Below are 17,698 nucleotides of genomic sequence, written 5' to 3'. Positions count from 1 at the left end.
CGCAAGCGCTGGCTCGCCGGCCAGCTGCAGGTGCGCGGTACCCTGACCCTGGACGCCGGCGCGGTACGGGTGCTGCGTAGCAGCGGCTCGTCGCTGTTGCCGGTGGGGGTCAAGGCCGCCTCGGGTGACTTCGCGCGTGGCGACATGGTGCTGTGCGTCGACGAGCAGGGCGAGCGGATCGCCAAGGGACTGGTCAACTACAACGCCGAGGACGCACGCAAGATTCTCGGCCAACCCAGCGGGCGCATCTGTGAGTTGCTCGGCTATATGGAAGCGCCGGAGCTGATTCACCGCGACAATCTTGTGGTGCTGGCTTGATCCAGGTCGGTATCAGGCGCCTTGTTGCCCCCGGCGCCTCTCTTTAGGGATATGGTTCCCGTCTTTTCTCCGTGCTCTTATGCGCCGCCGACAGCAGCCGCTGTCGGCGGCGCATGCGCGACATCTGTCCTGTCGCGTGAGCCTTGAAGCTGAAGCGTGCCCCGGTGCGTGGTCTCAGCGGTCTTTGGAGAAGAGGGAGCGTTGTCGATGAAGTCTATTCTGGTAACGGGTGCTGGTTCCGGCGTCGGCTTTGAGGTCGTCAAACTGTTTTTGGAGAAGGGCTTTAAGGTCGGTGGCCTGGATATCAACGTCAAGGCGCTGAACGAGCTGCAGGCGCAAGGGCAGGCGAACCTGTTTGCCTACAAGTGCGATGTCTCCTGTCGTGCTGGTGTGCATGACGCCATCGAGCAGTTCGCCACCGTCTGCGGTGGAGTGATCGATGTCGTCCACTCCAATGCCGGGATTCAGGCGAGTGGCCTGTTCAAGGACGTCGAGCTCGAAAAGTACGAGATGATGAACCTGATCAATGCCATGGGCACGATCTACATCATCAAGGAGGCGCTGCCCTACGTGATGGCGTCCGAGGCAGGCGCCATCCTGCTGACGTCGTCGGCGTCGGCGATCACCGGGCTGCCGATGTTCAGCGTGTACGGTGCGACCAAGTCGTTCGTGACGTCGCTGGGCGAGTCGCTGAGTATCGAGCTGGAGTCCGATGGCATCTATGTAGGGATCATCGAACCCGGCCTGATCAATACACCGATGAACTCGAACAATCCTGACTCCATGGTGTGCACGGAGCAGCAGATCACGCTGGGCCCGAAGGAAGTGGCGGAGGCCGCCTACCAGGCGATCAGCACTCGCCGTCAGCTCTACTGGCACGTGGGCGAAGAGGCTCATGATCTGGCGGAGGCGATCCAGGGGCTGCGGCTGCAGGAGCGTCAGCGCTTCGTCAAGCAGATGATCCAGTCGAAGCTGAAGTGATTGAGCGGTGATGGCGGCGGCGACGTCTGCGGTGACCTGAGGCGCCCGTGGAGTCGTGACAAGTGGCGCGATGACCGCTGCGCTGGCCGCCGCTGGCCGGGCACAGGGTCGGTGGAGTGAGCCAGGCGCGCCAGGCCGTAAAAGGCTGGCGCGCAGTACCTTGACATGATAGGATGCGCCATCCTCTCAGACACGGCCCGTAACGATTGCCTCGCGACAGTGCTTGCGATGGCGGTCGGCCAGATGGCCAGGCCGACGGGGATTTTTTTATTTCCCTGTTGGATCAATACGTTATCAAGTCATCGTGCGACGGTGACGACAACTTTCTCCAAGGAGACAGTCAGTGGCTAACAGCAAGCAAGCCCGTAAGCGCGCCCGTCAGGCAGAATCTCGTCGTGTCCTGAAGGCAGGCCAGCGCAGCATGGTCCGCACTTACGTCAAGCGCGTGATCAAGGCGATCAACAGCGGTGACCACGCTCAGGCAATGGACGCCTTCAAGGCGGCACAGCCGGTCATCGACCGCATCGCCGACAAGGACACCCTGTCCAAGAAGAAGGCCGCTCGCATCAAGAGCCGTCTGAACAAGCGCATCAAGGCGCTGGCTGCGTAAGCCGGTCCCGCGCTTTCGGCGTGACGCGGATGCGTCCGTGTCGCGCACGCGAAAAACCGGCTACGGCCGGTTTTTTTGTGCCTGCCAATTGATGACCCGCGGCGCCCCGGTGCCCCTTCGTCGCCCTTCTCCGGGCGATGGCGAGCCAGAGCGCGGGGACTGTCAGCGTGGCAAGAAGGCTGGACAAACGAGCCGGGAATTGAGCAGGGAACCCGCAAGCAAGGAATCAGTGACGTGACCGACGAGCGTCGACAGCAGGCCTCGGATGAGGACATTGATCAGGCCCTGGAGCAGGGAGCGGGCACCTCGGTGGGGGGCGCCAAGGCGCCCGTGCGTCGGGGCCTGATGCGCTCTGGGTTGGTGGTCAGCAGCATGACCATGCTGTCCCGGGTGCTGGGGCTGGTGCGCGACGTGGTGATCGCCACCCTGCTGGGTGCAGGACAGGGCGCCGACGCCTTCTTCGTGGCCTTCAAGATCCCCAACTTCATGCGTCGGCTGTTCGCCGAGGGCGCCTTCAATCAGGCCTTCGTGCCGGTGCTGTCGGAGTACTCGACCACCCGCACCCGCGAAGAGATACGCGAACTGCTCAATGCGGTGTGCGGTAGCCTGGCGGCGGTGCTGGCGCTGATTACCGCCCTGGCTATCGTCGCCGCGCCCTGGTTGGCCTGGGTGTTTGCTCCTGGCTTTGCGCGAGATCCCGACAAGCTCGCGCTGACCACCGACATGCTTCGGCTGACGTTCCCGTATCTGCTGTTGATCTCGCTGACCGCCTTCGCCGGCAGCGTGCTCAATACCTGGAATCGCTTCGCGGTACCGGCCTTCACCCCGGTGCTGCTGAACCTGTCGCTGATCGGTGCGGCGCTGGTGCTGACGCCGATGATGAGCGAGCCGGCCATGGCGCTGGCCTGGGGCGTGCTGATCGCCGGTGCCGCGCAACTGCTGTTTCAGGTGCCCTTTCTGGTGAGGCTCGGGCTGATGCCCCGGCCCTGGCCCAACTTCGCCCACGAGGGTGTGCGGCGCATCCTTCGACTGATGGCGCCGGCGTTGTTCGGAGTCTCGGTGTCGCAGATCAATCTGCTGCTGGATACCATCCTGGCCTCGCTGCTGGCGGCGGGCAGCGTGTCCTGGCTCTACTATTCCGACCGCCTGGTGGAGCTGCCACTGGGGGTGTTCGGCGTGGCCATCGGTACGGTGATCCTGCCGGCGCTGTCGCGGCGCCACGCCGAGGCGTCCACCGAGCACTTCAGCCAGATGCTGGACTGGGCGCTGCGAGCGGTGCTGCTGCTGGGGCTGCCAGCGGCGCTGGCGCTGGCGCTGCTGGCCGAGCCGCTGTTGATCACGCTGTTCCACTACGGCGCCATGACCGACAACGATATCGTGATGGCGGCGATGAGCCTGCGTGCCTATGCCCTCGGCCTGGTCGCCTTCATGCTGATCAAGGTGCTGGCGCCGGGGTTCTTTGCCCGCCAGGACACCAAGACGCCGGTCAAGGTCGGTATCATCGCGATGGTCGCCAATATGGTGTTCAACCTGATCCTGATCTGGCCGCTGGCCCACGCCGGGCTGGCGTTGGCCACCGCGCTGTCGGCCTTCCTCAATGCCGGGATGCTGGCCTGGCTGCTGCGCCGGCAGGGCGTGCTGCGCTTCCAGCCCGGCTGGGGGCGCTTTGCCGTGCAGCTTGGAGGCGGCTGTGTGGCCATGGGCCTGGTGCTTGTGTTGCTGGCGCCGGAGTGGCACCAGTGGCTCGGCTGGGGGCTCATGCCTCGTGTGCTGTGGATGGCGGCGCTGGTGGCGGCCGGTGGGCTTGCGTACTTCGCCTGGCTGGGGCTGACAGGAGTCAGAGTCCGCCAGTTTCGGCTCAAGGGCTAAGGCGGGGGGTGTTAGAAAGCTGCCTGCCCGCGTCGACTTTTCGGAACAAGCCTATGGCGTGGGCGTGTTGGAAAAGTGCCTGCCCACCCAGACGCCTTCAGACGGTGGGAAGACGCGGCGGCCCGCACTTCGCTATAATCGACTCCCTTTAGGTTCGGTGTGACCCGACTCATGGAAGTAATTCGAGGCCTGCACAATCTGCGCGAGGAGCACCGTGGCACGGTGGCGACCATCGGCAACTTCGATGGGGTGCACTTGGGCCATCGGGCGATCCTTGAGCAGTGCCACGCCGAGGCGGCGCGCATCGGACTGCCGGTGACCGTGGTGGTGTTCGAACCCCAGCCGCGCGAGTACTTTGCCGGCGACCAGGCGCCACCGCGCCTGACGCGGTTGCGCGACAAGGTCGGCCTGCTCAAGGAGTGCGGCGTCGATCGGGTGCTGTGTCTGCCGTTCAATGAATCGCTGCGCCAGCTGACGGCGGCAGAATTCATCGAACGGGTGCTGCTGGAAGGGCTCGGCGTACGCCATCTGGTGGTGGGCGACGACTTCCGCTTCGGTTGCGATCGTCGCGGTGATTTTGCCCTGCTGACCGAAGCCGGCCGCAGCAGCGGCTTCAGCGTCGAACACACCCTGACCTTTCGCATCGACGATGATCGAGTGTCGAGCACACGGGTGCGCACCCTGCTGGCCTGTGGCAACTTCGAGGCGGCGGCGCGCCTGCTGGGCCGGCCTTACCGCGTCAGCGGCCGGGTGGTGCGTGACCAGCAGCGCGGGCGCACCATCGGTGTGCCCACCGCCAACCTGCCGCTGCTGCCGGGTCCGCTGGTGCTGCGCGGTGTCTACGCGGCGACGGTGGAGATCCACGACGGCAGCGATGGCGAGGCGTCCCAGCGTCATCCCGCGGTGGTCAATATCGGCTGGCGGCCCACGGTAGGATCGCCGCGTCCGGTGCTGGAGGCGCATCTGCTGGACATGCAGGCGGACCTGTATGGCAAACGCCTGACGGTGGTGCCCTGCGCCAAGCTGCGCGGTGAAGAGACCTTCGCGGACTTTGCCGCGCTGAAGACCCAGATATATGCCGACATCGACCGGGCGCGAGCAGTGTTTGCCCGGGACCCTGACGGCCCACGACCCTATCCTCTGGCATCGGCGCCACGTGCGCGCGAGGCCGCAACCCAGGATTCCCCGGCGGGGCAGGCCCCCGCCGATCATGACGACGGCTGACCCCAGGACTATGAGCGACTACAAGCACACTCTGAATCTGCCAGAAACCGAATTCCCCATGCGCGGCATGCTCCCCAAGCGCGAGCCGGCGCGGGTCGAGCAGTGGCAGAAGCTGGACATTTACCAGCGCTTGCGCGACGCACGCCAGGGCCAGGAGGTCTTCGTGCTGCACGATGGCCCTCCCTACGCCAACGGCAGCATTCACATCGGTCACGCCGTCAACAAGATCCTCAAGGATATCATCGTCAAGTCGAAGAACCTGGCGGGCTTCGACGCACCCTACGTGCCGGGCTGGGACTGCCACGGGCTGCCCATCGAGCACAAGGTGGAGACCACCCATGGCAAGCACCTGGAGCCTGAAAAGGCCCGGGCGCTGTGTCGCGAGTACGCCGACGAGCAGGTCAAGGGCCAGCTTCAGGACTTCGTGCGTCTGGGCGTGGTCGGCGACTGGGACAATCCCTACCGCTCCATGGAGTACGCCAACGAGGGTGGCGAGATCCGCGCCCTGGCCGACATGGTCAAGGGCGGCTACGTGTTCAAGGGACTCAAGCCGGTCAACTGGTGCTTCGACTGTGGTTCGGCCCTGGCCGAGGCCGAGGTCGAGTACGCCGACAAGAAGTCCGACGCCATCGATGTGGCCTTCACCTGCGCAGACGACGCCAAGCTGGCCGCCGCCTTCGGGCTGGACAGCCTGCCCAAGCCCGCAGCGGTGGTCATCTGGACCACCACCCCCTGGACCATCCCGGCCAACCAGGCGCTGAATGTCCATCCGGAGTTCAACTACGCCCTGGTCGACACCGGCGAGCGGCTGTTGCTGCTGGCCGAGGAACTGGTCGAGAGCTGCCTCGAGCGCTTCGGCCTGAGCGGTGAGGTTATCGCCACGGCGCGTGGCGAACGGCTGGAGCTGATCGAGTTCCGTCATCCGCTGTATGAGCGTACCGCGCCGATGTATCTCGCCGACTACGTGACCAGCGACGAGGGCAGCACCGGTATCGTCCACTCGGCGCCGGTTCATGGCGTCGATGACTTCGACTCCTGCCGTCGCTACGGCATGGACTTCAGTGACTTCATCAGCGTGGTCAAGGGCGACGGCGTCTACGTCGACGACCTGCCGCTGTTCGGTGGCATGCTGATCTGGAAGGCCAATCCCAAGATCGTCGAGGCACTGTCCGAGGCCGGCGCGCTGATGGCTCACAAGACCATCACCCACAGCTACATGCACTGCTGGCGTCACAAGACCCCGGTGATCTACCGGGCCACCGCCCAGTGGTTCGTCGGCATGGACATCCCTGGCCATGACGGTCGCACCCTGCGCGAAAGTGCGCTCGAAGGGATCGAGGCGACCGAGTTCACCCCGGGCTGGGGCAAGGCGCGGCTGCACAGCATGATCGCCAACCGCCCGGACTGGTGCATCTCGCGTCAGCGTAACTGGGGCGTGCCGATCCCGTTCTTCCTGCACAAGGAAAGCGGCGAGCTGCACCCGCAGACCGTGGAGCTGACCGAGAAGGTCGCCGACCTGGTCGACCGCGGCGGCATCGACGCCTGGTTCCGCCTGGACCCGGCCGAGCTTCTGGGCGAAGAGGCCAGTCAGTACGACAAGGTCACCGATACCCTGGACGTGTGGTTCGACTCCGGCACCACCCACCGCCACGTGCTGCGCGGCTCGCACCCCCACGGCCATCAGAGTGGCCCGCGTGCCGATCTGTACCTGGAGGGCTCGGACCAGCACCGTGGCTGGTTCCACTCGTCGCTGCTGACCGGCTGCGCCATCGACGGTCACCCGCCGTACCGGGGCCTGTTGACCCACGGCTTCACCGTCGACGCCCAGGGCCGCAAGATGTCCAAGTCCATGGGCAACGTGGTGGCCCCGCAGGAGGTAATGGACAAGCTCGGCGCCGATATCCTGCGTCTGTGGGTGGCCTCCACCGACTATTCCGGCGAGATGGCGGTGTCCGACGAGATCCTCAAGCGCACCGCCGACGTTTACCGGCGTATCCGCAACACCGCGCGCTTCCTGCTGGCGAACCTGAACGGCTTCGACCCCGAGCGTGACGCCCTGGCCTTCGACGACATGCTGGCGCTGGACCAGTGGGTGGTGGACCGCGCCGCGCAACTTCAGGCACGCATCGAGACGGCCTACGACGAGTACCGCTTCCTCGACGTCTACCAGCAGGTGCACGGCTTCTGCGCGCGGGAGCTGGGCGGCTTCTACCTGGACGTGATCAAGGATCGCCAGTACACCACCCAGTCCGACTCCCAGGCCCGTCGCAGCGCCCAGACCGCGCTCTATCACGTGGTCCAGGCGCTGGTGCGCTGGGTCGCGCCGATCCTGTCGTTCACCGCCGAGGAGATCTTCGAGAACATTCCCGGCGAGAAGGGCCTGGCCGAAGGCCGCAGCGTGCTGCTGGAGACCTACTACACAGGCCTGTCCACCCTCAGCGACGACGCCAGCATGGGCCGTGACTTCTGGGAGCGGGTGCTGACGGTCAAGCAGGCGGTCAACAAGTGCCTGGAAGACGCCCGCAACGCCAAGACCATCAAGGGCAGCCTGGCCGCCGAGGTGACCCTGCACGTCAGCGACGAGCTTGACGAACTGCTCTCGCGCCTGGGCGACGAGCTGCGCTTCGTGATGCTGACCAGCGAGGTCCACCTGGCGCCGCTCGACCAAGGAGTCGATGCCGCCGAGACCGACGTCGAAGGGCTCAAGGTGGCGGTGCGCGCCAGCGACAACGCCAAGTGCGAGCGCTGCTGGCACCATCGCCCCGATGTGGGCTCGCTGCCCGAGCACCCGGACCTGTGTTCGCGCTGCGTCAGCAACCTGCCGGACGGTCCGGGCGAGGTGCGTCACTATGCCTGACGCCACGGATTCCACGACCAAGGAGGGTGACGGGCACATGAGTTCACAGGTAGAACCGATGCGCCAGCCGCTGCGCTGGTGGTGGCTGGCGCTGGCCTGGGTCGTGCTCGATCTGGGCACCAAGGCACTGATGAGCCAGACGCTGACCTACGCCACGCCGGTGGAGGTGCTGCCGTTCTTCAATCTGACGCTTTTGCACAATACCGGGGCGGCCTTCAGTTTCCTGGCCGATCACCCCGGTTGGCAGCGCTGGCTGTTCGCCGCCATCGCGGTGGCGGCCACCGTCGGCCTGACGATCTGGATGCGTCGCCTGCGGCGTGACGAAAAGCTGCTGGGGGCGTGTCTCGCGCTGATCATCGGCGGCGCCCTGGGCAACCTCTATGACCGCCTGGTGCACGGCTACGTGGTGGACTTTCTGTCCTTTCACGCGGCGGGCTGGTACTACCCGGCGTTCAACGTGGCGGATATCGGCATCACCCTGGGCGCCATCGGCCTGATCTGGGAGTCGATCTTCGGCGAGCGCCGCCGCGCCCGGCGCGGCTAATTATCTGTTGCCGGCAGCGACGTATCGGTCCCTGCCGGTCCGTCACTCTTTCGGAGATCCCAATGAGCGACTACCGTATCGACGAGGGCATGGAAGTCACCCTTCACTTCACCCTCAAGCTGGAAGATGGCACCGTGGTGGACTCCACCCGGGACAAGGCCCCGGCGACCTTTCAACTGGGCGATGGCAACCTGCCGCCCGGGTTCGAGCAGCCGTTGAAGGGTATGACCGACGGCGACAGCGGCAGCTTCGAGGTCAGTCCCGAGCACGCCTTCGGTCAGCACAACCCACAGAACATCCAGCGCATGAAGCGTGAGGTGTTCAACGGCGACGAGCCGGAGGTCGGCACCGTGATGTCCTTTGCCGATGCCAACGGCGACGAATTACCCGGGGTGGTCACCGAGATCGACGGCGACATGGTGGAAGTGGACTTCAATCATCCGCTGGCCGGGCGCACCCTGACCTTTGAGGTCGAGGTGCTGGGCGTCAAGCCCGCCACCACCCACTAGGCGATTCACGTCCCCGGTGTGCCGGTAAGGCGCAGTACGTGATGACCACGCGAATCATCCGCTCAACCAGGTGCCAAGACGGCACCGAGGCAAGGCAAACCATGCAAATCAAGCTGGCCAACCCGCGCGGCTTCTGCGCCGGCGTCGACCGGGCCATCGACATCGTCAACAGCGCGCTGGACGTGTTCGGGCCGCCCATTTACGTGCGTCACGAGGTGGTCCACAACCGCTTCGTGGTGGATAGCCTGCGCGAGCGTGGAGCGATCTTCGTCGAGGAACTCCACGAGGTTCCCGATGACGTCATCGTGATCTTCTCTGCCCACGGGGTGTCCCGGGCGGTGCAGGAGGAGGCCGAGCGGCGCGGGCTCAAGGTCTTCGACGCCACCTGCCCGCTGGTGACCAAGGTGCATATGGAAGTGCTGCGCTACGCTCGCCGTGGCCAGGAGTGCATCCTGATCGGCCATGAAGGGCATCCCGAGGTCGAAGGCACCATGGGGCGTTACGACACCTCCCACGGCGGCCAGATCTACCTGGTCGAGGACGAAAAGGACGTGGCCCGTCTGGAGGTCAAGGACCCCAGTCGGCTGGCCTTTGTCACCCAGACCACCTTGTCCATGGACGATACCGCTCGGGTGATCGATGCCCTGCGCGCCACCTTCCCCGACATCCAGGGGCCGCGCAAGGACGATATCTGCTACGCCACCCAGAACCGCCAGGACGCGGTGCGCGAACTGGCGGCGGGCTCCGATCTGGTACTGGTAGTGGGAAGCCCCAACAGCTCCAACTCCAATCGCCTGCGCGAGCTGTCCGAGCGAGTGGGCACCCCGGCCTACCTGATCGACAGTGCCGAGCAGATCGATCCGGCTTGGCTTGCGAATATCGGTGCAGTCGGCGTGACCGCCGGGGCCAGCGCCCCGGAGGTACTGGTCAAGGGGGTCATCGACCGCCTGACCGAGCTGGGCGCCGAGGCCCCCGAGGAACTGGCCGGCCGAGAGGAAACCATCACCTTCTCGATGCCGCGTGAACTGCGCGAGCGGGTCATCGTCAGCGACTGATGCCACCAGAGGATTGCCGTGAAGGCATTCCACCGTTCGTTTTTCCAGTGCAGCATCTCGACGCCGCCCCCAAGGGCGGCGTCCTTGTTTTCAGGCGTAGGAGAAAGCCTCAAGTCTGTGCTTAAGCGTGGTGTCGCGACACAACCTTGATCCAGCGCCTGCCGCCCATGGCGGACGTGCGACATACTCGAAGGGAAAACGAGCCGGAGAAGCCCGATGCAGGGAATACGAAAAACGCGAGGCTCAATTTACGCAGAGACGCGCTGGGATGACCATGGATTCAGTGAGCTGGACCAGAAAGTCAGTGCCGCTTCGACACGGGCTTCGTCACCAGGCTCGATGGAACGTCAGGGCGGTTTCACCCTGATCGAACTGTTGCTGTGCATCGCCATCATCGGTCTGCTGGCGTCGGTGGCCTACCCCATGTACACCGAGCATCTACGCGAGACCCGTGTCGCCGATGGCCGCGCTCTACTGATGACGACCGCCTCGTCGCTGGAACGCTGCTACAGCCGTGACCAGGCCTATGATATCGATGCCTGTGACGGGCTTGAGCGACCGTCGGAGTCCGGTTTCTACCAACTGTCGGTGGAACGCCACCCAGGACGCTATTTTCTCGAGGCCAGGGCCCTCGACGCCCAGTCGGTGAAGGAAGGCTGCGATAGCCTGACCATGGACCAGACCGGCGAACGGGCACCAGATGACTGCTGGTAGCCGTCAGCGCGGGGTCACCCTGCTGGAGCTGGTCGTCTGCGTCGCGGTGATCGGCCTGATGGCTGCGGTGGCGGTGCCAAGTCTGCACCATTGGCTGGCCGGCGAGCGTCTGGTGGCGGATACCAATCGCCTGGTCGGCGCACTGACCCTGGCACGCACCACCGCCTTGACCCGACGCCAGGAGGTCAGGGTGCTGGTGGTCGACTGCGCAGGACGCTGGCGGCTCGAGGTGCTGGCGGGAGACGCGGACGCCGGCGGCTGCCAGTCCACTCCAAGCGCGCATGGCGATGTACTGATGGTCGATGAAGCAGCGCACACTGACGGTACCCGGGTATCGCCCGGTGGGGTCAGCTTCGATCTGATGGGGCGCCTGGATGAGTGCAGTTACGGTAGCCCCTGCCGTTGGCAGCTTCGCGGGACAGGAGGCGAGGGTCGCTGGGTCTCGGTGGAGCCAAGCGGCGTGGTACGTTCCGGCGATGAGGAAGATGCCGCGTGAGAAGCCTGCGATCCCAGGCCGGGTTTTCCCTGCTCGAGGCACTGGTGGCGCTGGTGCTGCTGTCGGTGGGACTTTTAGGGGTGGCGGGGATGCAGTTGCGCAGCTTGCAAAGCGCCCATTCCAGTATCCAGAGATCGCTGGCGGACCTGGCCGCCCAGGATGCACGGGAACTGCTGTGGGCAAGCCTGGTGGCCAATGGCGGGTACTGTCCTGAAGGTGTGCCCGAGAGCCTTTCCCGAGAGCACTGGCGCGAGCACTGGGCCGATTTCCTTCCCGGTCTCATTCCCCTGGACGAGGCGGTGATCGCTCGGGACGACTGCGCCTTCGAATTGCGTATCGGCTGGAAGGACGAGCGCTTCACCGAACCCAGCCTGTTTCAGTATTGGGTCAAGCTGCCCGCTCGGAAAGCACCATGAGCCCGCACCGCGTCCTTTCCCCGTGCAAGTCATTGCGTCGCCAGCGCGGCGTGTCGCTGGTCGAGCTGATGGTGGCCATGGTCGTCGGCAGCCTGGTGATCCTGGCTGCGGGCTCGCTGTTTCAGGAGGTCAACGCCAATGCGCGCGAGGTGCTGCGCCTGGCCGATCGCCAGGCGGTCCTGAGCTACGCCCTCGATACCATCACCGCGGCGGTGCGCCGGGGCGACGCCTCCCCCGGCGATTACGTGCTGCGCCCGGCGCCAGATGGCGAGTCCTGTACGCTGCACGAGGTCGACAGCGGCGAGCCTCTGGTCGATGGCCTGGCCTACGATGGTTCCTGCGAGGACGATCAGGTGCTGGAAGATCTGGGTGGGGGACTCTATCGCATCACCCTGAACCTGCCCCACGCAAGGACACCGATCCGGCTGCACGCGGTGGATCGTCTCCAGGCCGTGTCCGCGGCGGAGAATGCCGAATGAAGGCGCCAGCGAGGCAGCGAGGCGCGGCACTATTGGTGGTGCTGTCGCTGGTAGCGATCGCCTCGGTGGTGGCCATGGCCGGGGTCAAGTCGGCGCTGGTGGACGAACGCCTGGCCGGCAATATGCGCGCCATGGCCCAGGCCCAGATGGCGGCGGATTGGGGTGGGGCCGAGAGGCTAAGTGAAACGCCTGAATCGAGCGGGCTACTGGAGTGTGCCGAGATTCAAGACCGAGCGGAACAGGGCGGCGTATCCGCTGATTGGTCGGACGTACACACACTGACCAATAGCGACACAGTGGGCTATCGACATATCGACTGTATAGAACAGGATGTTGTCGTGCAGCTGATCATGGGGCAGGTCAGCGATGGTGAGCAGGTATTGGCAAGGCACTTTCTGATGGTGGGGCGAGAGAAGGAAAGCTCTGGATTGGAATTGCCCGATCTCATCCCTGACGATTGCATGGTCTATGCGGGGGGGCCTGTGGTGGCACATCCTGAGCTGGATCAGCCCGCCAACTGCCAACTAAACGGACTTGCCCACCCCGGTAACGACTACGGTCCAGACAGCTATATCGATGTGGTCGCCAAAGACTTCGAGGATGCCGACTTTGGGCCGGATGGCTGTGCGAGTCACCAAGGGATCGTCTATTGCGACGCTAGAACTCACGGGTTTGATGGCAGTCTGAATCCAGCGGATTACCCTGATGCGGATCAGATCGTGATCGTGGTGGATCCTGCCGATCCGAGCCAGAGCGTGACAATCGAAGCCCCAGCTGGCAGCTATGACACCTCGATCGTTGTTTCTGGAGCGCCAACGCTCGCTCCTCACGGACAGGTGGAACTCAATGGAGACATCTGGAGTACCGGGTCTATGGCGATAAGCGGGGGCGGGGGGCTCACGATCAATGGCAGACTAGTTGCCGAAGGTCCCGTCACGATAAATGGCAAGGTCGAAATCAGCCCCGATGAAGGTGGAGAAGGTGACGGCGGCGTAATCTGGATCGATCGTGATGACTAAGGCGGAAACGAGGGTCCAGCACACCGACCCTTTTCACTTCTGATCCTTCCAAAATTGCTGAGTACCAGCCTAGCGCCCGTGTTTTCTCGCGCGCAGATATCGAAAGTCCCGTTATGTCCACTGGCGCGTCCATTGGCCAGAAAACGCACCGGCTTTGCATCCTCGCGAAAGCCGATGCTTGAGAGCCGGCTTGGCGCAAAGACATGAAGTGTCGCGCCCTCCCAACTCGGCGCTCCAGCCTTGATCAACAGCTTCCCCCTCCAGTCCTCGCCGCAGTGCACGCCGTCGTCGCTCGGGCACAGGGTGACGGGTCTTGCCCGGGTGATGGCCGTGCCCCGGGCCAGCATCAGGGCGCCTTCTAGTCGCGAAAGCTCGCTGGCGATATCCTGTCGGGCGGCCATTGCCCGGTAGCCCGGCAGGGCCACGCTGGTCAGAAGGCCTACAATAGCCACCACCAGCAACAGCTCCAGCAAGGTAGTTCCGGACTGGCGGAAAGCGATTCGATGAGGTTCGGGATGGCAAGACTTGGGGCGGTAAGGTTCGGGGTGGTGAGGTGTGTGCCAGTAAGCTCGGGACATGCAGACATGACGGGGGCGTCGGGCGTCGTCGTCCATGGCGAACGCTTCCTTGTGGTTGTTGTTTGAATTCAGGGTTCCTTGAGCCTAGCTCGGAGAAGGGAGAGCAGACGTTGGAGAAGCGCTTTGAGTGATTTCCTGGTGATTGGCGGCGGCGTCATAGGGCTGATGACGACACTGCAACTGGCCGATGCCGGTCACAGTGTGACGGTGGTCGAGCGAGGCGGCTGCGGTAGCGAGGCCTCCTGGGCCGGGGGCGGGATCGTCTCGCCGCTTTATCCCTGGCGCTACAGCTCGCCGGTATCGCGCCTGGCGAGCTGGTCGGAGGGGGCCTACCCCGAACTGGCCCTGCGCCTGCTGGAGGAGACCGGGGTCGATCCGGAGTATCGTCAGAAAGGGCTTCTCTACCTGAGGGTGGATGACGAAGCGCGCGCACTCGAGTGGGCGCGGGAGGTTGGCAAGCCGCTGTCGCGGGTAGGCGCTGAAGTGATCCGCCGAAAGGAACCCAACGCCCGCCGCGATATCGACGAGGCGCTGTGGATGCCGACCCTGGGCAGCATTCGTAACCCCCGCCTGATGCGCGCGCTGAGGTCCCGACTGGAAGACATGACGTCGGTGACGTTGCGCGAGCAATGCACGGTCACCGGGTTCGAGCGGCAAGGGGAGCGGGTGGCGGTGGTGAACACCGACCAGGGCAACCTCAGTGCCGATCAAGTGGTTATCTGTGCCGGCGCCTGGTCGGCGGGGCTTGCCGACATGGCCGGGCTCGATCTGCCGGTACGCCCGGTCAAGGGTCAGATGATTCTGTTCAAGGCACCACCCGGACTGGTCGAGCGGGTGGTGCTGATGGATGGACGCTACGTGATTCCTCGCGGCGACGGGCGGGTCCTGGCCGGCTCCACCCTGGAAGACGCCGGGTTCGACAAGGGCACCGACGACGACGCCCGTAGCTCACTATGGCGTAGCGCTACCGCCATCATTCCGGCATTGGCCGACTGCGAGATCGAGCACCACTGGGCCGGGCTGAGGCCAGGATCACCGGACGGGGTGCCTTATATCGGCCAGGCCCCCGGCTGGGACAACCTGCACGTCAACGCCGGGCACTACCGCAATGGGCTGGTGCTGGCGCCGGCCTCGACGCGCCTGCTGGTGGATCAACTGCTGGGAAGAGAGCCGATCATTGATCCCGCGCCCTATCGGTTGCAAGGACGTGTGGAAGAGCGCCCAAGCTGACCGGGAGTGAGGCGATCGAAGCAGGGGCAGGGTGAGGTAGCAATGGGCAGCGGGGCGTCGGTCAACTGGGCGTCGGCGTGACTGTCGGGGCGTTCAACGCCCCTGGGTGTCATCGCCGCTATCGCCGTCAGCATCGTCGCCTTGGCGGCTTTCGGTGATGAACTTGTCACGATGGTCACCGCAGCAGAACCACTCGCCCTTTTCGCGCAGGGCGTCCTGCTCGGGCAGGTGTACCTTGCACCAGGTGCAGCGCACCATTTTGCCACCCTCATGGGAGGTGGGGCCTTGATCCTGCTGCTCAAACTTCCACTCGCGGTACATGCGATAAAGCTTGAGCCCGGCAAAGAACACCACGGCGAAGATCAGAAGGCGGATTATCAAGAGGTTCATCCTTACTCCACACGGATTGGAGGCGGCCTTTGCCTGTTGGCGGCCCTTGCGGGACAATGGGGGCTGATCCCCCCGATTCTCGAGAGATTTCTCCGCTCATGCAAGACCTGACTCTGGTGATGGCGCAGCTCGACCCCTTGGTCGGCGACATCCCCGGCAACGCCGACCGGGCCATCGAGACCGTACGCGAGGCTTTCCTCGAGCACGGCGCCGACGTGGTTGTTCTGCCGGAACTGTTCTTGACCGGGTATCCGCCCGAGGACCTGTTGCTGAGGCCGTCGATGGAGACCCGCCTGCGCGAGGCGCGTACCCGTATGGCGGAAAAGATGGTCCGCGACGTCATGGTCATCGTGGGCTATCCCGGCCGTCGCGAGGGCGCGCTGCACAACATGGCCGGCGTGCTCTACAACGGCCAGTGGCTGGATGAGTACGCCAAGCAGGCCCTGCCCAACTATCAGGTATTCGATGAGCAGCGCTACTTCCAGCCCGGAGACACGCCGCTGGTCGTGGAACACAAGGGCGCCAGGCTCGGGATTCTGATCTGCGAGGATATCTGGCAGGAAGCGCCGGTCCGCCAGGCTCGCGACGCCGGTGCTGATATCCTGGTCACCCTCAATGCCTCGCCCTACCACCAGAACAAGCCGGCCGAGCGGCTCGAGCTTCTCGAGCAGCGTGCCAGTGACGTCGGCCTGCCGCTGGTCTATGTCAATCAGATTGGCGGTCAGGATGAGCTGGTGTTCGACGGTGGCTCCTGCTGTGTCGACGCCGAAGGCAAGCTGGCGGTGCAGGCGCCGCACTGGGATATCTGGCTGAGCCCGGTGCACTTCGTCGAGGAGCAGGGCAAGTGGACCCCGCGCCAGGGCGAGGTGGATCTGGACGTGGCGCCGGAGGAAGACCTCTACAGCGCTCTGGTTACCGGTCTGCGTGACTACGTCAACAAGAGTGGGTTCAAGGGCGTGGTGCTGGGGCTGTCTGGCGGCATCGATTCGGCCCTGTCGCTGGCTATCGCGGTGGATGCACTCGGTCCCCAGCGGGTCCATGCGGTGATGATGCCGTATCACTACACCGCCGACATTTCCAAGGAAGACGCCGCCGAGCAGGCCCGTCTGCTTGGGGTCAGCTATGAAGTGATGCCGATCGCGCCCATGGTTGAAGCCTTCATGGAGACCCTGGCCGAGAGCTTCGAGGGTACCGAGCGCGATACCACCGAGGAAAATCTCCAGTCGCGCTGTCGCGGTGTGCTGCTGATGGCGCTGTCCAACAAGAAGGGCCTGATGGTCCTGACCACCGGCAACAAGAGCGAGATGGCGGTGGGCTACGCCACCCTCTACGGTGACATGGTCGGTGGTTACAACGCCATCAAGGACGTCTACAAGACCTGGGTGTATCGCCTGGCGCGCTGGCGCAACACCGAGAACCTGGTGATCCCGGAGCGTGTCATCGAGCGTCCGCCCTCGGCGGAACTGGCGCCGGACCAGCAGGACAGCGACTCGCTGCCGGACTATGACACCCTGGACGCCATTCTAGTGCGCTACATCGAAGGCGACATGAGCGCCGAGGCGATCATCGAGGCTGGCTTCAGCGCCGAGGACGTCTACAAGGTGGTCAAGCTGGTGGACCGCTGCGAGTACAAGCGCCGCCAGGCACCGGTAGGCGTGCGCGTGACCCAGCGCGGCTTCGGCCGTGACCGTCGTTATCCTATCGTCAATGGATGGCAACCGGGCCTCTGACGAGACCTGCTTCTTTCCTCTTGTCGGTACGCCACCCGTCGGGCCAGATCGGCTCGGCGGGTGGCGATGTTATGCCCACCCTTCGCTGTTTGTGACGTCACTTCCCGTCGTTGGTCATGATTTCCCGGGCCGGGATTTCTGTTGCGCTCGCTAGGGCTTGTCTGAAAAGTGCCTGCGCTCGGTAATACGGCGTTAAAAATCGGATCAAAATGCTCATTTACACCCCGTAAACTGCGCTTTCTCACCGATTTTTGCCTTGTCTAACCTTCGCTCGTCGACTTTTCGGACAGCGCCTAAAGCCCCGCGACCATTAGATGGTATTTGCTTTGATGCGTACGCCGTTTTTACACGGTGATCGACGTCACTTTGCATATTCGTCGGAAGAGATGATTTAAGCCTTCATGACTGAAGCGCCAATAGGCATCGTAAAGGTAATGAAGAAGAGTGCGGTGCGAGGTGTAGGCGATATCGCAGTTCTTGCTGAACTAGTATGGTTGTTTTCAAGGGGGTAGGCGCAGATTTATTCCTTGCCATTGTTTTTCATGGGTTTTCTGAAATCATATATGCCTAATTAAATTAATTTTTAATAGTGGTTTCTGGGTGTGTTTAGACAATGTCCCGGTAAATAAAGCGCGACATTTCAATGTTGGGGCGACTCGATGGTGCTAAGGTTTTTTAG

Annotated in this window: 18 protein-coding genes; 16 read left to right on the top strand and 2 right to left on the bottom strand. The window is 64.0% G+C overall.

The annotated features are described in order from the left end of the window. The 14 genes from NH448_RS19095 to NH448_RS19030 all read left to right on the top strand — a co-directional run. On the top strand, window positions 1-318 hold a 318-nt coding region (locus tag NH448_RS19095; protein WP_366078349.1), incomplete at its 5' end, for a PUA domain-containing protein. Window positions 319-525: 207 nt separating this feature from the next. Next, window positions 526-1,299 (top strand): SDR family NAD(P)-dependent oxidoreductase, encoded by a 774-nt coding sequence (locus tag NH448_RS19090; protein ID WP_045994443.1) that lies wholly within the window; start codon window positions 526-528, stop codon window positions 1,297-1,299. 343 nt (window positions 1,300-1,642) lie between these two features. Beyond that, window positions 1,643-1,909, top strand: a complete 267-nt coding sequence (gene rpsT / locus NH448_RS19085) for a 30S ribosomal protein S20 (protein WP_045994444.1) — start codon at window positions 1,643-1,645, stop codon at window positions 1,907-1,909. A 345-nt stretch (window positions 1,910-2,254) separates the two neighbouring features. After that, window positions 2,255-3,778 carry a murein biosynthesis integral membrane protein MurJ gene (murJ, locus tag NH448_RS19080; protein WP_083970598.1) on the top strand — a complete coding sequence of 508 codons (1,524 nt, stop codon included), beginning with the start codon at window positions 2,255-2,257 and terminating at the stop codon, window positions 3,776-3,778. Window positions 3,779-3,949: 171 nt separating this feature from the next. Continuing rightward, window positions 3,950-5,002: a bifunctional riboflavin kinase/FAD synthetase gene (gene ribF / locus NH448_RS19075; protein ID WP_253029246.1), complete on the top strand. Its 1,053-nt coding sequence runs from the start codon at window positions 3,950-3,952 to the stop codon at window positions 5,000-5,002. A gap of 10 nt (window positions 5,003-5,012) precedes the next feature. Continuing rightward, entirely contained in the window at window positions 5,013-7,859 is a 2,847-nt protein-coding gene (gene ileS / locus NH448_RS19070; RefSeq protein ID WP_204248988.1) for an isoleucine--tRNA ligase, read from the top strand. A gap of 37 nt (window positions 7,860-7,896) precedes the next feature. Next, window positions 7,897-8,403 (top strand): signal peptidase II, encoded by a 507-nt coding sequence (gene lspA, locus NH448_RS19065; RefSeq protein WP_231498700.1) that lies wholly within the window; start codon window positions 7,897-7,899, stop codon window positions 8,401-8,403. A gap of 62 nt (window positions 8,404-8,465) precedes the next feature. Then, the gene (gene fkpB / locus NH448_RS19060; protein ID WP_045994447.1) at window positions 8,466-8,912 is read left to right on the top strand and encodes an FKBP-type peptidyl-prolyl cis-trans isomerase; all 447 of its coding nucleotides are present in this window, start codon (window positions 8,466-8,468) and stop codon (window positions 8,910-8,912) included. Between the two features lie 101 nt (window positions 8,913-9,013). Beyond that, complete coding sequence (ispH, locus tag NH448_RS19055; protein WP_185696479.1) at window positions 9,014-9,967, top strand: 4-hydroxy-3-methylbut-2-enyl diphosphate reductase; 954 nt, start codon at window positions 9,014-9,016, stop codon at window positions 9,965-9,967. A gap of 339 nt (window positions 9,968-10,306) precedes the next feature. Beyond that, window positions 10,307-10,681, top strand: a complete 375-nt coding sequence (locus NH448_RS19050) for a type IV pilin protein (RefSeq protein WP_045994449.1) — start codon at window positions 10,307-10,309, stop codon at window positions 10,679-10,681. Next, entirely contained in the window at window positions 10,668-11,177 is a 510-nt protein-coding gene (locus NH448_RS19045) for a GspH/FimT family pseudopilin (RefSeq protein ID WP_052704490.1), read from the top strand. The genes NH448_RS19050 and NH448_RS19045 overlap by 14 nt, the downstream gene beginning before the upstream one ends. After that, on the top strand, window positions 11,174-11,593 hold the full coding sequence (gene pilV, locus NH448_RS19040; RefSeq protein WP_052704491.1) for a type IV pilus modification protein PilV: 420 nt from the start codon (window positions 11,174-11,176) through the stop codon (window positions 11,591-11,593). Before NH448_RS19045 ends, pilV begins: the two co-directional genes overlap by 4 nt. Continuing rightward, on the top strand, window positions 11,590-12,072 hold the full coding sequence (locus tag NH448_RS19035) for a prepilin-type N-terminal cleavage/methylation domain-containing protein (RefSeq protein ID WP_083970596.1): 483 nt from the start codon (window positions 11,590-11,592) through the stop codon (window positions 12,070-12,072). Before pilV ends, NH448_RS19035 begins: the two co-directional genes overlap by 4 nt. After that, window positions 12,069-13,091 carry a PilX N-terminal domain-containing pilus assembly protein gene (locus tag NH448_RS19030; RefSeq protein WP_045994451.1) on the top strand — a complete coding sequence of 341 codons (1,023 nt, stop codon included), beginning with the start codon at window positions 12,069-12,071 and terminating at the stop codon, window positions 13,089-13,091. Before NH448_RS19035 ends, NH448_RS19030 begins: the two co-directional genes overlap by 4 nt. On the opposite strand, the gene NH448_RS19025 is transcribed toward NH448_RS19030, so the two are convergent. After that, the gene (locus NH448_RS19025; protein ID WP_045994452.1) at window positions 13,088-13,564 is read right to left on the bottom strand and encodes a GspH/FimT family pseudopilin; all 477 of its coding nucleotides are present in this window, start codon (window positions 13,562-13,564) and stop codon (window positions 13,088-13,090) included. The two genes, NH448_RS19030 and NH448_RS19025, sit on opposite strands and share 4 nt — an antisense overlap. A 228-nt stretch (window positions 13,565-13,792) precedes the next feature. Between NH448_RS19025 and thiO the strand changes: the two genes are divergently transcribed. Next, window positions 13,793-14,899, top strand: a complete 1,107-nt coding sequence (gene thiO, locus NH448_RS19020) for a glycine oxidase ThiO (RefSeq protein ID WP_045994453.1) — start codon at window positions 13,793-13,795, stop codon at window positions 14,897-14,899. Window positions 14,900-14,992: 93 nt separating this feature from the next. Here the strand turns inward: thiO and NH448_RS19015 are convergent, their stop codons facing one another. Beyond that, window positions 14,993-15,289: a PP0621 family protein gene (locus NH448_RS19015; protein ID WP_045994454.1), complete on the bottom strand. Its 297-nt coding sequence runs from the start codon at window positions 15,287-15,289 to the stop codon at window positions 14,993-14,995. Between the two features lie 98 nt (window positions 15,290-15,387). Between NH448_RS19015 and NH448_RS19010 the strand changes: the two genes are divergently transcribed. Beyond that, on the top strand, window positions 15,388-17,019 hold the full coding sequence (locus NH448_RS19010) for an NAD+ synthase (RefSeq protein WP_045994455.1): 1,632 nt from the start codon (window positions 15,388-15,390) through the stop codon (window positions 17,017-17,019). The last annotated feature ends 679 nt before the right edge of the window (window positions 17,020-17,698 follow it).

The sequence above is a fragment of the Halomonas sp. OfavH-34-E genome, from assembly GCF_024124525.1.
In the GTDB taxonomy this organism is placed as follows: Bacteria; Pseudomonadota; Gammaproteobacteria; order Pseudomonadales; family Halomonadaceae; genus Halomonas; species Halomonas litopenaei.
Note: the sequence above shows the minus strand (reverse complement) of the source record. Positions and strands in the feature narration are given on the sequence as shown.